Origin of the sequence: Pseudooceanicola sediminis, from assembly GCF_003575965.1 — a bacterium.
Taxonomy (GTDB): Bacteria; Pseudomonadota; Alphaproteobacteria; order Rhodobacterales; family Rhodobacteraceae; genus Pseudooceanicola; species Pseudooceanicola sediminis.
Genome location: NZ_QWJJ01000007.1, coordinates 84,892 through 98,893, shown reverse-complemented (window position 1 = coordinate 98,893; position 14,002 = coordinate 84,892). Strand labels below are relative to the sequence as shown.

Here is a 14,002-nt window from a genome sequence, read left to right as displayed (position 1 = left end):
AGTCGGACAACGTAGGGGTCAGCCTGTCCATTCGGACAAGGTAACGCTTTGTTACGCCGTGTCAGCGGATTTTCCCAAATGAATGATGCGAGGGGGCGGCGTGAGCGGCCCGGCGGGCACTGGCAGGCACGGGGCCCGGCACCGCGCGGCCCATGTGGCCTTTCGCGCCGCCTTGCACAGGACTGTGCCGCAAGGTGGGGCATGGGGGCCTGGGGCTTGGCCCCGGTGGGGGAGGCATCGCCGCGCCCGCCCGCCGATGGCGACAGGGGCGCGGCGACAGGGGCGCGGCGACCGGTCTAGTGCGACGCGGCGGAGGCGGCGTGCCAGGGCGCGAGCCAGGCCCGCAGCCGCCCGATCAGCAGATACAGGCACAGGCCCACCAGCGTCAGCACCACGACCACGGCAAACAGGTTCGGGACCGAAAGCTCCTGAAGGTATTTCACCGCGAGATAGCCCAGACCTTCGCTGCCGCCGATGAATTCACCGACAATGGCCCCGATCATCGACATCACGACCGAAACTTCCATCCCGGTCAGCACGACCGGCAGGGCGTTGGGCAGTTCCAGCATGACAAACCGCTGCGCGGCGTTCGCCTGAAGCATGGTCATCACGTCGCTGTCGCCCGGATCGACCGATTTGAATGCGATCAGCGCGTTGGAAAACACCGGAAAGAACGCCAGCGCGGCGGCGATGACGATCTTGGATTCCAGGCCAAAGCCGAACCACAGGATGAACAACGGGGCCAGCGCGATCTTGGGCACCAGTTGCAGCAACACGATGAACGGCTTGGCGGCCCATTCCACGGGCGGAAAGCGCGCCATCAGGAACCCCAGAACAGTGCCGAGGGTCACGGCGATGGCAAAGCCCGACACGGCCTCGGTCACCGTGATGCGGGCGTGATACCAAAGCTTCGGGTCAAGGATCAGCTGGCCGAGCGCGACGGCAATCGCCTCGGGCGTGGGAAGCACAAAGGCCGAAACCTCGGCGGTGCGGACATAGGCCGACCAGCCGACGAGGAAGATCACCACGGCGATGGCCGGCAGGGCCATGCGCCAGAAATTCGCGGATCTAGGCATCATGGCCCTCCGTCAGCTGTGTGCGCAGGTCCGCGACGATATCCTGAAAGGCGGTGCTGCGTTGCAGGTCCAGCGTGCGGGGGCGGGCAAAGGGGATTTCGACGACATTGGTGATACGCGCCGGGCGCGGGGCCAGGACGACGACGCGATCCGACAGGAACGCGGCCTCGGCAATCGAGTGGGTCACGAGGATGGTGGTGACGCGGGCGCGCGCGCAGACCTCCATCAGTTCAAGGTTCAGCGTGTCGCGGGTCATTGCATCCAGCGCGCCGAAGGGTTCGTCCAGCAGCAGCACCTGCGGGTCGGTGACCAGCGCCCGCGCCAGCGAGGCGCGCTGGCGCATCCCACCGGACAGTTGCGCGGGGCGGTGATTTTCGAAGCCCTTCAGGCCCACCGTCGCGCAGATTTCATGGGCGCGGGCCATGCGGTCGGATTTCGACATGCCGGTGATGCGCAGCGGCAGGGCGACGTTTTCCGCCACGCTGTACCACGGGAACAACCGCGCCTCCTGAAACATCATCGACACCGGGCGCGTCGCCTTGCGTGATCGCTTGCGCCCGCGCCAGACCGGCAGGCCGCGAATGCTGACGTTGCCCTCGCTCGGCGCCTCAAGCCCGGCGACGACGCGCAGCAGGGTGGTCTTGCCACAGCCCGATGGCCCGAGGAGCGATATGAACGCCCCCCGGTCCAGATCGAGATCGGCGCGCGAGATCGCGGTGACCGCCTGCGGCCCCTCACCAAAGATCTTGGTCAGCCCGCGGATATCGATTTCCGCGGGCGTGATATCGACGTCATGGTTCATCAGGCCAGTGCGCTTTCCAGCAGATCGTTGGTGTACAGGGTCGTCGGGTCGACCTGCTTGGTGATCATGCCCGCCTCGAACAGCATCTCGACCGCGCTGGCCCAGACCTCGGGGACGTTGCGCAGCAGGTTCTCGTCGCCCTTGGCGACCCAGTTCTGGGCGTTGGTGTACAGATCGCTGCGCGCGGTTTCGACATCATCGAGGCCCGAGACATCGAACTTGCCACCGATGGCCTGCAGGATCGGGTCAAGCTGGTCCTGTGGCAGGGCGGCGATTTCGGCAGCGGCCTTGTGCGTGGCCTTGAGGAACGCGATGAATTTCTCGGGGTTGGCGGCGATCACATCGGGGTGGGCCACATAGACCTGACCGGGCATCCCGTCGTCCATGGCAAAGGCATGCACGCCCTCGCTTTCGGATTGCGCCTTGATCATGGAGGAGGTGTTGCCAATGAACGCCCCGGCGCGCCCCGCTTCGATCAGCGCGTAAGAGGCGGCGGTATCAGCCACCTTGACCTTTTTGACGCTGTCGGGGTCAAAGCCACCCTTGCGCATCAGCAGATCCAGCGTGCCTTCCATCGACCCGCCGAGCGAGGCCATGCCGACGGTGCGGCCCTGAAGATCTTCGACGGTATCGGCGGGGTCTTCGCCCGAGGTGATGACGAAGAAGGGCGACAGCTGCGCAATGGTCGCGATCGAGATCAGCGGCGCATCGTTTTCAACGCGCGACAGGATGAAGTTGGTGCCGCCGGTGCGCCCCGCGTCCATCTGCTCGGCGATGACCATCTGTGCGGCCAGTGCGGCGCCCTTGCCCGACTGCGGGCGGAAGGTCAGGCCCTCGGCGGCGTAATACCCCGCCGCATCGGCATAGAGCACGGCACCGAAGGCCAGGGAAAAGCTGAACGGGGTGATGAAATCGAAGGTCATTTCGTCCGCGTGGCCGGCCTGGCTGGTGGTCAGGTAGACGGTGGTTGCGGCGGATGCGGCCAGGAAATGACGACGAGTCAGCGAATGATCAGGCATGAAAGCCCCCCTGTTACATGTATCTGGCAGAAATTCTTGGGGCGGGTGGGGGACAGGAACAGACACCATTTTGCCGGTCAAACGCCGGGTGCCCTGGCGCAGGGCCCCGCCGCACGATTTTCGGGCATCCCCGTCGGGTTGGGCCCGTAACATCGGTCACAGGGGGGCGTAGGCGCTCTAGTTCGCGGGGATGTTTTCCTTGAACACCACTTGCAGGCGCGGCAGGTATTCCGGCTCCATCGAGCCTTTGACGGCCGAGGCCAGCAGGCGCACGATCTCTCTCGCTTCGACACGGGGGTTCTGGTCGATCACGGCGTCCATCGTGCGATCCAGCAGCATCAGCCGGGTCGCATCCGTCAGGTCGTGGCCGATAAAGACGACGCGGCGTTCGGCCTTGCGGTCGCGCAGGGCGCGGGCGATGCCCTGGTTGCCGGAGCCGATGTTGTAGATGCCATCGATGCCGCCGGTGTCGAGGAATTTCAGCGTTTCGAGATAGGCGCGATCGCGATCGTCGCTGACCTCGGCCAGGCCGGCGATGCGGATTTCGGGAAATTCCTCGGACAGGATCGAGCGAAAGCCCATCTCGCGCTCCTCATGGCCGCGATAGGCCAGAGAGCCCATGAAAACCGCGATGTGCTGGGTGCCCTGGCCCTTCAGGAACCGCCCCAGCAGCAGACCGGCCAGACGCCCCGCCGCGCGGTTGTCGACGCCGACATAGCCGACCTTTTCCACCGTCGGGATATCCGACACCAGCGTTGCGATGCGCACGCCGCTTTGCGCCAGGGCGTTGATCTCTTCGCGCACCTGGGGGTGATCCAGCGCGACCACGCCGACGGCATCGGTGCGCCCGCGCAGGTCACGCAGCCGGGCCGACAGGCGGTCAGGGTCGAACCCTTCGATCTGGTGCACGTTGGCGGTGACGTCGCCCCGGCCATGCGCCTCTTCCAGCAAATAGCGTTTCAGGGCAGCGAGAAAGCTGTTGGTGCCGGCGGGCAGCACGAAGTCCATCCGCACGCGCTGCTGCGCGACCTCGGATACCGGGCCGAAATAGCCAAGCCGCGTGGCGACCTGAAGCACGATGTCACGCGTGCGCCCGCGCACCCCGTCGCGGTCGTTCAGCACGCGGTCGACCGTGGCAGGCGATACGCCGGCCTCTCGGGCGATCTGGGAAACGGTGGTGCGCATGGGGGATCCTTCGAATCGACAGACCTTCATTATTCATCATCCCGCGCCCTCGGGTGCAATCATTTACCATCATTTGGCGGCTCTGCGGGTGCAAACACCCTCCGCCGAACCTCGCTGCGGCGCAGAAATGCTGAGAATGATGTGAAATGATGTAATTTGATGATTGTTCGGGCCTCATCCCTCGTCAATCCTGATCGGGCAACAAGCGTCCGGGAGGGGACGCCTGCAGGGGAGGATTCCAGATGTCCACGATACCGCGTTTCTCGCGGCGCCGCTTTCTGTCGGTCGCCGCACAGACGACCGCGCTCGCCGCTGTCGCTTCGCCGCTCTACCTGCGACCGGACCGGGCCCGGGCGGCCGACGGGCTGGCGCAAGGGATGACGGGCGGGCCGACCGGCTTTGCCGGGGCCGAGCGTTACCAGTATGGCCCCGACACACCCGAGGGCCGCGCGATCGAGGCCGCAAAGGCGCTGAAGGCCACAGGCAAGGCGCCCGAGCGCATCGTGCTGGGTCTTTCGGACGGCTCGATCGGGCAGATCACCCAGCCGTTCCCCGAGGGCGCGCCGTCGGTGAAAGAGCTGTGGGAGGCCGAGACCGGCATCATCCTGGATATCGTCGGCGTGCCGAACGGGCAGGAATTCACCAAGGTCATGCAGGACGTGTCGACCAATGGTGGCGGCTTTGACATCTACGCAGTCGAATGGAACCGCCTTGGCGATCTGGCGGAAACCGGCGGCATCGTGGCGCTGGATGATTTTGTTGCCACCCACAAACCCGAATGGGACGACCCCGAGCGCGGCTATGTCAACGGCGAACAGGGCGTGTCGCTGCTGAACGGGTATCGCGGTTCGGTCTACGGCGTGTCGCTGGACGGTGATTTCCAGACCTGGAACCACCGCACCGACCTGTTCGGGAATGCCGACGAGCAGAAGGCCTTTGCCGATCAGTACGGCTATGACCTCGCCCCGCCGACGACGTGGAAGCAACATGACGAGATCGCGGCGTTCTTTCACCGCCCGGATCAGGGGCTGTTCGGTTCGACCGACCTGCGCAACCAGGGCTGGGGCTATACCAACTGGTACCAGCGCTATGTCTCGATGGCGTCGCCCAACCAGTTCCTGTTCGCCGACGACGGGACGGCCCTGATCAATTCCGAGGCCGGCTGGGCCGCGACGCAGGAATATGTCGACAGCCTCAGCCACCATTCGCCCGACGCGATCAGCTGGGGCTGGCCCGAGCAATACGGCAACTTTGGCAATGGCAGCGCGGCGATGACCTGCGCGTTTTCCAACCTGCCGAAATTCCTCGATAATCCCGGCAACGAGGGATCGAAGGTGACCGGCAAGGTCGGCACCCACCTGCCGCCGGGGCGCGAACATGCCGACGGCAATGCGCGGCGCACCGTGCTGTGGCTGAACCTGACGGCCTGTGTCTCGTCCCAGTCCGATCATCCCGAGGCCGCGTATCTGCTGCTGCAATGGCTCGGCTCGTCCCGCATCTATTCCTGGATGACGGCCAATCCGGGCGGTTATTTCGACCCCTTCCAGCTGGCCAACTTTGCCGATCCACTGGTGCGCGAAACCTACCACGCCTACCACATGGACGTGGTCCGCGAGAGCGTGCGGCGCACCGTGCCGACCATCAACTATCCCGGTGCCACGGCGTTTCACAACGCGCTGGATGAAAACCTGATGGCCGCACTGACCGGCGGCATGTCGGCGGAACAGGCGATGGCCAATACCGAACGGCAATGGCAGCGCATCGCCCGCCGGGTGGGAGAAGACAAGCTGATCGACGCCATCAAGGCGAACAAGGCCGCCTGGCCGACCCTGATGGACCCGATCGCCAGCTGATCCTGCCGCCTGTCCTCTCTCTCGGCCTGCCTGGGTGGGCCGAGAGAGGGGGCGCGCCCCTGATACCGGACCCGACTTCATGCAACGCTCTCTCTCCTTCGAGATCTTTCGCTATACGGCCATCGCGCTGTTCCTGGCGCTGTCGCTGATCCCCACCGCCTGGATGCTGTCGATGGCGTTCAAGCCGATTGCCGAATGGCAATCCAGCGGCGTCGATCTGACGTGGTGGCCCAATAACCCGACGCTGGACAATTTCCGCTTTATCTTCGGGCACAGTTCGTCGGATCTGATCGTCGCGCTGGATCGCACGGCGGGCCGGCCGATCCTGGCGTCGCTGCTGTCGGCCAGTTTCGGCACGGCCATCGCGATGACGGCGGGCACCGCCGCCGCCTACGGGCTGTCGCGTTTCGGATTTGGCGGCAACCTGCCGCTGGCACTGATCCAGCTGCGGTTGTTCCCGCCGATGGCGGTGATGATCCCGGTCATGATCATGTGGGCGTTCCTGGGCCTGATCGACACGTGGTGGGGCCTTGCGCTGATCTACGGCATCGTCACGCTGCCCTTTGCCTTTTGGCTGATGAAGACCTTTTTCGACGACATGCCGCGCGAGATCGAGGACGCGGCCCTGGTCGAGGGCTGTTCGCGCTGGCGTGTCTTTCTGCGGGTGACCCTGCCGATGATGCGGCCCGCGCTGGCGTCGTCTGCCCTGTTCGTCTTCATCCTGAACTGGTCCGATTACCTGATCGCGCTGCTGCTGACGACGCGCGACTGGGTGACGATCCCGGTCTACATGGCGTCGCTGTCGTCTTCGATGACCGGACAGCTCTACGGCGCGAAGGCCGCGCTTGGCCTGATTGCCGCCGTGCCGCCCGTGATCATGGGCATCGCGATCCAGAAGCAGCTGGTGCGCGGCCTGACCTTCGGAGCGTTGAAGGAATGACCGACATGACATCCCCCATGCCGCATGCCCGCACCGACGCGCCCGACGCCGAGGGGCGCGAGGAAAGGCGCCTGGGCTTCTGGCTGACGCTGCCTGCGCAACTGCTGGTGCTGTTCATCGCGCTGTTCCCGATCCTGATGCAGATCTACATCTCGCTGACCGACTGGTCGCCGCTGGACGGCATCCCGTGGTATCGCGCCTATGAGCTGTGGATCGGCCTGCTGAACTATGCCGACCTGGCCGGCGACCCGCGCTTTTGGTCCGCCCTGTGGCGCACCGGGCTGGTGATGGCGATCTGCGTGCCGGTGCAGGTGCTGCTGGGTCTTGGCCTTGCCATCCTGTTCGTCGATGATTTCCGCGGCAAACGGGTGCTCTATTCCACCATCCTGGTGCCGATGATGGTGGTGCCGGCGGTGGCGGGCTACATGTTCTTCATGCTGTTCCAGTCCGGCGGGCCGATCAACGACCTGCTGTCGATGATCAGCGGTCAGCGCGTCACCATCGCCTGGCTGTCGGACCCCGACCTGGCGCTGTTCGCGGTGATCGTGTCGGACATCTGGCAATGGACGCCGCTGATGTTCCTGATCCTGCTGGCGGGCATGGTGTCCGTCCCGCAGGATCAGCAGATGGCAGCGGTGCTGCTGGGTGCGTCCTGGGGGCGGCGGTTCCGCACCATCGTTCTGCCGCGCATGAAGACCATCATCATCATCGCCGTCGCCATCCGCGTGATCGAGAATTTCAAGGTCTTCGACAACTTCTACATCATGACCGGGGGCGGCCCGGGCGTCGCGACCGAAACCATCTCGATCTACATCTACAAGGTCACCCAGCAGGAGCTGATCTGGGGCTATGTCGCGGCGATCGCGCTGGCCATCCTGATCGTGCTGTCGGTCGTGTCCATGTTGGCCATCCGGAAAATGAGGAAAGCATGACCGAAATCGTGATGGAAAACCTTGGCAAGGACTTTGGTGATTTCACCGCGCTGGCGGGGATGAACCTGACCATCGGGGATGGCGAATTCGTCGCGCTGCTGGGCCCGTCGGGCTGTGGCAAGTCGACGACGATGAACATGATCGCCGGGATGCTGGACCCCAGCCATGGCGAGATCCGCTTTGACGGCCGCCCGATGAACGGCGTGCCGATGGCGAGGCGCGGCGTCGGCTTCGTGTTCCAGAACTACGCCATCTTCACCCATATGAGCGTGCGTGAAAACCTGGCCTACGGGCTGCGCGCCCAGGGCGTCGGGCGGTCCGAGATCACCCGCCGCGTGGCCGAGATTGCCGAGCTGCTGCAACTGACCCCGATGCTGGATCGCCGCGCGGCGGGCCTGTCGGTGAACATCCTGCAACGGCTGGCCATCGGGCGGTCGGCGGTGGTGGAACCGGCGATCTTTCTGCTGGATGAGCCGCTGTCGAACGTCGATGCCGCCTTTCGGGCCGTCATGCGGTCGGAACTGAAATCGCTGCAACGCCAGTTCCGGCAGACCATGGTCTATGTCACCCACGACCAGCTTGAGGCGATGACCATGGCCGACCGCATCGCGGTGATGGACCACGGCAGGCTGTTGCAGGTCGGCACCCCGCTTGAGGTCTACAACCACCCCGCCGACACCTTTGTCGCCCGTTTCATCGGCGCGCCGGGGATGAACCTGCTGTCGGGCCAGGTCGTCAGCTCGGACAGCGGCACGCAGGTCGATCTGGGGGCTGCGGGTCGGTCCGGCCCCGTGATGGCGGCGCAGGGGGGCGATGTCCTGTTCGGGTTCCGCCCCGAAGAGGTCCAGCCCGATCCGGCCGGCCCGCTGGCGATGCAGGTCAGCATGGTCGAACGCATCGGCGCGCGCACCATCCTGCACCTTGTGACGCAGGGGCACGAGGCGAAGGCGGTGCTCGACAGTGAAACCCCGACGCCCGGACAGGGCGAGGTGTTCCGCTTTTCGATCCCTGCGGCCTCGGTCCGCCTGTTTGATGCCAAGACGGAAAGGGCGCTCTGATGGCCTCGATCTCCTTTCGCAACGTGACCAAGCGGTTCGGCGATGTGACGGCAGTGGATGACGTCAGCTTCGACATCCGCGACAACGCGTTCTTCTGCCTGTTCGGCCCGCCGCTGTCGGGCAAATCCACCATTCTCAAGCTGATCCTGGGGCTGGAAAAACCCGACGCGGGCGAAATCCTGATCGACGGCCGCCCGGTCACCGGCATCGGCCCGGCACAGCGCAACGTGGCGATGGTGTTTCAGAACCTGGCGCTGTTTCCGCATATGTCGGCGCTGGACAATATCCGCTTTCCGCTGGTCGAACGGCGCGTCGCGCCGGACAAGATCGCCGCGCGCGTGGCGGAGGTGTGCGAGAAACTGCACATCGGCCACATCCTGCACAAGCCGCCCGCGCAGCTGTCGGGCGGCGAACGTCAGCGCGTTGCCATCGCCCGCGCGCTGGTGCGCGATCCGGTCGCCTACCTGATGGACGACCCGATTTCGGCGCTGGACGCGCGCCTGCGCGAACAGACCCGCGTGGAACTGCGCCGGATCCAGCAGGAAATGGGCAAGACGCTGGTCTATGTCACCCATGACCAGGAAGAGGCGATGTCGGTCGCGGATGGCATGGCGGTGTTCCAGGCCGGCCGCATCTGCCAGACCGGCACGCCGGAAGACATCTATCGCCACCCGAACTCGACCTACGTCGCCGGGATGCTGGGGGCGCCGGCGATGAACGTGGTGCCGATGGCGCTGGCCGCGTCGTTGCAGGTGCAGGGGCCGCAGGGCGCCGACAGCCTGGGCGTGCGGCCCGAAAACCTGCGCGTCGCGCCGGGCGAGGGCGCGCGCATCACCGAGGTCGAGCCGCTGGGCGGTTTCACCACGATCAGCGTCGATCTGGCGGGGCAGAGCCTGCGCGCCACGCTGCGCGGTCAGCCCCGGTTCACCACCGGCCAGCCGGTCGCCCTGTCGGTCGACGCGGGCCGGGCGCATTTTTTCGACACCTCAGGCGCGGCGCTGGCTGCACACTGACGAAAGGGAGGCCCGGTGAACCCGGGCAGGGGAGGGAGAACCCATGAGAGATTTCGCATTCAGACCGGACCCGGAGGTCCGCGTCCGCACCTACAGGATCGGCGCGATCGGCGCGGGCATGATCATGGCCGATTGCCACCTTGCCGCCTACGACAGCGCCGGGTTTCCGGTGGTCGCCATCGCGTCGCGCACGAAATCCCATGCGCAGGCCGTGGCCGACCGCTGGAGCATCGGCAAGGTGCACGACACGCCCGAAGACCTGATTGCCGACACGGATGTCGAAATCGTCGACATCGCCTATCCGCCCGATCTGCAACCCGCGCTGATCCGCCAGGCGCTGGCCGCGCCGCACGTCAAGGCGATCCTGGCGCAGAAACCGCTGGCCCTGTCGCTGGAGGAGGCCCGCGCCCTGCGGGACGAGGCCGCGGCGGCGGGCAAGCTGCTGAGCGTCAATCAGAACATGCGCTATGACCAGTCGATGCAGGTGCTGAAACAACTGCTGGACAGCGGCACGCTGGGCGATCCGGTGTTCGCGCAGATCGACATGCACGCCATCCCGCACTGGCAGGGGTTCCTGCAAGGCTACGACCGCCTGACGCTGGCCAACATGTCGGTGCATCATCTTGACGCGCTGCGCTTTCTGTTCGGAGACCCCGAGGAGGTCACCTGCGTCACCCGCACCGACCCGCGCACCGAATTTGCCCATACCGACGGCATCGTCGTCACCACGCTGCGCTTTGCCTCGGGCCTGCTGGCGCTGAGCACCGAGGACGTGTGGTCCGGCCCGCGTGCCGAGGGCTACCAGGATGATCAGCATATCACCTGGCGGGTCGAGGGGACCAGGGGCGCGGCCAAGGGCAGCATCGGCTGGCCCACCGGCGCGGCCTCGACCCTGTCGTACAATTCCATCGACGACACGGGCGGCAAATGGGTCAGCCCGACATGGGACACGATGTGGTTTCCGGACGCCTTCGTCGGCGTGATGGAACAACTGCAATACGCGCTGCACGCGGGCACCCAACCGGTTCTGAACGTCGCGGACAACGTCCGCACGATGGCGCTTGTCGAGGCGGCGTATCTATCCATCGACACGGGCCGCACGGTCCAACTCGACATTTCACAAGACTGAGGGAGGAAACACACCATGATGCAAACCGGGATCTTTTCGGGATATTTCCCGTACGAGCTGAAGAAGACCGCCGAAATCATTCGCGGCCACGACTTCAACACCGTGCAGCTTGATCTGCACTTCAAGGACATCGACGTGACCGACGGGCAGGTCACACCGGAAAAATGCCGCACCATCCGCGACACCTTCCGCGATCATCACCTGCCGGTGTCGTGCATTTCCGCCTATACCAACATCGTGCACCCCGACGCGGGCGAACGCGCCAGGCGCAACGGCCGCCTCAAGGAACTGCTGGCCCATGCCCAGTACCTCGGGTCGCCCTACGTGATTTCGGAAACCGGCACCTTCGACACCACCTCGGACTGGGTGCATCACCCCAAGAACAAGACCGAGGAAGGCTGGGACGATTGCCGTGCCGTAATCGCGGACCTTGCGCAATTCGCCTATGATCACGGGTCGGTCTTCCTGCTGGAAACCTACGTCAACAACGTCGTCGGCAGCGTCGAGGAAACCCTGCGCATGTTCGCCGAGGTCGACCACCCCGGCCTTGGCCTGCTGATGGACCCGACCAATTATTTCGAGGCCCACAACATCGACGACATGGACAAGATCCTGAACCAGGTCTTTGACGCCCTGTCCGACAAGATCAAGATCGCCCATGCCAAGGACGTGAAACGGTCGGGCGACGACAAGTCCGAAAAGCACTCCGACATCGGCGACGACACGGCGGCGGAATCCCACACCTTCCGCGGCGTGGGCGAGATCGAGCTGCCCGCCCCGGGTCTGGGAGAGCTGAACTATGACCTCTATTTCCGGCGGCTGGCGAAAAAGCACCCCAATATCCCGATGATCATCGAACACCTCGATGAATCGGACGTGCCCCGCGCCAAGGCCTTCATCGACGGCAAGATGCGCGCCAACGGCTGCTGATCCCACCGGGCGGGCCGACCCCTTCGGCCCGCCACCCCCGAAGACCCCAACGACAATGCCCCCGACGACATGGGCGGCAAACGGAGACGTCATGGTCAAGCTCTATGGCAAGAACCTGTCCCGGCATGAGGCCGAGGCGCTCAGCGGCAACCTGTCCCATGCGGCGGGCGTGCGCAGCATGGTGCTGGACGACGGCGTGGAACGCGGCATCCGCCTGCTGGAGTTTCGCACCGGCACGGGCCTGCGCTTTACCGTGCTGATCGACCGCGCGATGGACATCGCGGATTGCGACTTTCGCGGGCAGGCCATCGGCTGGCACTCTCCCGCCGGGTTCCGACACCCCGCCCTGCATGAACCCGAGGGCGAAGGCGGGCTGGGCTGGATGCGCAGCTTTTCCGGGCTGATGATCACCTGCGGGCTGGATCACATCCTGTTCATGGCCGAGGTGCCGACCCCCGAATACACCTATGGTCCGCGCGCAACCGCGCGCCATTCCCTGCACGGGCGCATCGGCACCATTCCCGCGCGGCTGACCGGCCATGGCGAGCGGTGGGACGGCGACCGCTGCTTTCTGTGGGCCGAAGGCGTGGTGACGCAGGGCACCGTCTTTGGCGAACACCTGGAACTGCACCGCCGGATCGAGGTCGAGGTGGGCAGCAACGACATCACCCTGTCGGATCGCGTGGTGAACCGCGGTTTCTACCGCACGCCGCACATGTTCTGCTATCACATCAACGTCGGCCATCCGGTGCTGGAGGAGGGGGCGCGTTACCTTGCCCCCGTGCGCGACGTGGTCTGGGCCGCCCATGCCGAGAGTTACCGCGCCCAGAACGCAGGCTATCGCACCATGCCCGCCCCGCAGGCCGGGTTTCACGAACAGGTCTGGCAGCACGAGATGGGCGCGGATGACGCGGGCCGCGTGCCCGTCGCGCTGGTCAATGACCGCCTCGGCCTCGGCTTCATGGTCACCACCCGCAAGGACCAGTTCCCCTGCCAGTACCAGTGGCAGAACTTTCAGCAGGGCCAGTATGCGATGGGGATCGAACCCTCCTCGAACCATGTCCTGGGCAATGACGCCGCCCGCGCGCGGGACGAGATGACATGGCTGAACCATGGCGACGAACGACGCTATGACAGCACCTTTTCCATCCTGCCGGATGCCGCCGCCATCGCCGCCGCCGAGGCCCGCATCACCGCCATCGCGGCCCAGCCGAAGGAAGATTTCCCCGCACCCTCGGGCACCTTCACCCCGATCGGAGGCCGCTCATGAACTCTCCCTCAGCCGTTGCCGGTGCTGTCGCGCAGGGCCGCCTTGCCGGGCGACGTGTCCTCTATACGGGGGCGTCCGGTGGGCTGGGTCATCAGACCACGCTCGACATGCTGGCCGAAGGCGCCGAGGTCTTTGCGCTGGACCGTGACCATTCCAAGAACGCCAGCCTGCTGGCCGACACGCCCGAGGCACAGGCCGCCCGCCTGCACCTGCTTGAGATCGACCTTGCGGATGTCGCCGGGCTGCGCGCCACGCTGGCCCGGATCACCGCCGACAAACCGCTGGACGTGGTGATCAACAATGCCGCGATCTATCCGTCGAAACCGTTCGAGGAATTCACCCTTGAGGAACACCGCACCGTCCATGCGGTCAACGTCGAGGCGGCGCTGATCTGCATGGCCGCCGCCCTGCCGGGGATGCGGGCACAGGGCTGGGGCCGGGTGATCAACGTCACCTCGATCACCCTGACCGGGGGGTGGGAAAACCTGACCCCCTACGTGCAATCCAAGGGCGCGCTGCTGGGCCTGACCCGCGCCTGGGCGCGCGAGTTCGGCAAATGGGGCATCACCGTCAACGCCATCGCGCCGGGGGCCTTTCCCACCGACGCGGAAAAGATCCACCCCGACCCCGAGGGATACGTGAAATTCGTCATGGATCACCAGGCGGTCAAGCGGCGCGGCACGCCGCACGACATCGCCGCCGCGATCCTGTTTCTCGCGTCCGAAGGCGCCGGCTTCATCACCGGCCAGAACATCGCCGTCGATGGCGGCTGGAACATGACCTGAGGGTCAGCAA

13 protein-coding genes are annotated in these 14,002 nt (G+C 65.4%); 9 read left to right on the top strand and 4 right to left on the bottom strand.

The window, feature by feature from the left end; all coding sequences use genetic code 11:
* Positions 1-296: 296 nt before the first annotated feature.
* The 4 genes from DL237_RS09420 to DL237_RS09405 form a co-directional block, all read right to left on the bottom strand.
* Positions 297-1,076 carry an ABC transporter permease gene (locus DL237_RS09420; RefSeq protein WP_119398805.1) on the bottom strand — a complete coding sequence of 260 codons (780 nt, stop codon included), beginning with the start codon at positions 1,074-1,076 and terminating at the stop codon, positions 297-299.
* Positions 1,069-1,878 carry an ABC transporter ATP-binding protein gene (locus DL237_RS09415; RefSeq protein ID WP_119398804.1) on the bottom strand — a complete coding sequence of 270 codons (810 nt, stop codon included), beginning with the start codon at positions 1,876-1,878 and terminating at the stop codon, positions 1,069-1,071. The genes DL237_RS09420 and DL237_RS09415 overlap by 8 nt, the downstream gene beginning before the upstream one ends.
* Complete coding sequence (locus DL237_RS09410) at positions 1,878-2,897, bottom strand: ABC transporter substrate-binding protein (RefSeq protein ID WP_119398803.1); 1,020 nt, start codon at positions 2,895-2,897, stop codon at positions 1,878-1,880. The genes DL237_RS09415 and DL237_RS09410 overlap by 1 nt, the downstream gene beginning before the upstream one ends.
* Before the next feature lie 177 nt (positions 2,898-3,074).
* Positions 3,075-4,082 carry a LacI family DNA-binding transcriptional regulator gene (locus DL237_RS09405; protein ID WP_119398802.1) on the bottom strand — a complete coding sequence of 336 codons (1,008 nt, stop codon included), beginning with the start codon at positions 4,080-4,082 and terminating at the stop codon, positions 3,075-3,077.
* A gap of 242 nt (positions 4,083-4,324) precedes the next feature.
* On the opposite strand from DL237_RS09405, the gene DL237_RS09400 reads away from it, so the two are divergent.
* The 9 genes from DL237_RS09400 to DL237_RS09360 all read left to right on the top strand — a co-directional run bounded on the left by DL237_RS09400 (position 4,325) and on the right by DL237_RS09360 (position 13,992).
* Positions 4,325-5,935 (top strand): extracellular solute-binding protein, encoded by a 1,611-nt coding sequence (locus tag DL237_RS09400; protein ID WP_119398801.1) that lies wholly within the window; start codon positions 4,325-4,327, stop codon positions 5,933-5,935.
* 79 nt (positions 5,936-6,014) lie between these two features.
* On the top strand, positions 6,015-6,875 hold the full coding sequence (locus tag DL237_RS09395) for a carbohydrate ABC transporter permease (RefSeq protein WP_119398800.1): 861 nt from the start codon (positions 6,015-6,017) through the stop codon (positions 6,873-6,875).
* 5 nt (positions 6,876-6,880) lie between these two features.
* On the top strand, positions 6,881-7,807 hold the full coding sequence (locus DL237_RS09390) for a carbohydrate ABC transporter permease (protein WP_233544931.1): 927 nt from the start codon (positions 6,881-6,883) through the stop codon (positions 7,805-7,807).
* Positions 7,804-8,865 carry an ABC transporter ATP-binding protein gene (locus tag DL237_RS09385; RefSeq protein ID WP_119398799.1) on the top strand — a complete coding sequence of 354 codons (1,062 nt, stop codon included), beginning with the start codon at positions 7,804-7,806 and terminating at the stop codon, positions 8,863-8,865. The genes DL237_RS09390 and DL237_RS09385 overlap by 4 nt, the downstream gene beginning before the upstream one ends.
* Positions 8,865-9,878: an ABC transporter ATP-binding protein gene (locus DL237_RS09380; RefSeq protein ID WP_119398798.1), complete on the top strand. Its 1,014-nt coding sequence runs from the start codon at positions 8,865-8,867 to the stop codon at positions 9,876-9,878. The genes DL237_RS09385 and DL237_RS09380 overlap by 1 nt, the downstream gene beginning before the upstream one ends.
* Before the next feature lie 43 nt (positions 9,879-9,921).
* Positions 9,922-11,007 (top strand): Gfo/Idh/MocA family protein, encoded by a 1,086-nt coding sequence (locus DL237_RS09375; RefSeq protein WP_119398797.1) that lies wholly within the window; start codon positions 9,922-9,924, stop codon positions 11,005-11,007.
* Between the two features lie 15 nt (positions 11,008-11,022).
* Entirely contained in the window at positions 11,023-11,937 is a 915-nt protein-coding gene (locus DL237_RS09370) for a sugar phosphate isomerase/epimerase family protein (protein ID WP_119398796.1), read from the top strand.
* Positions 11,938-11,992: 55 nt separating this feature from the next.
* Positions 11,993-13,207, top strand: a complete 1,215-nt coding sequence (locus DL237_RS09365) for an aldose 1-epimerase family protein (RefSeq protein WP_233544930.1) — start codon at positions 11,993-11,995, stop codon at positions 13,205-13,207.
* Positions 13,204-13,992, top strand: a complete 789-nt coding sequence (locus DL237_RS09360) for an SDR family NAD(P)-dependent oxidoreductase (protein ID WP_119398794.1) — start codon at positions 13,204-13,206, stop codon at positions 13,990-13,992. Before DL237_RS09365 ends, DL237_RS09360 begins: the two co-directional genes overlap by 4 nt.
* Positions 13,993-14,002: the final 10 nt, after the last annotated feature.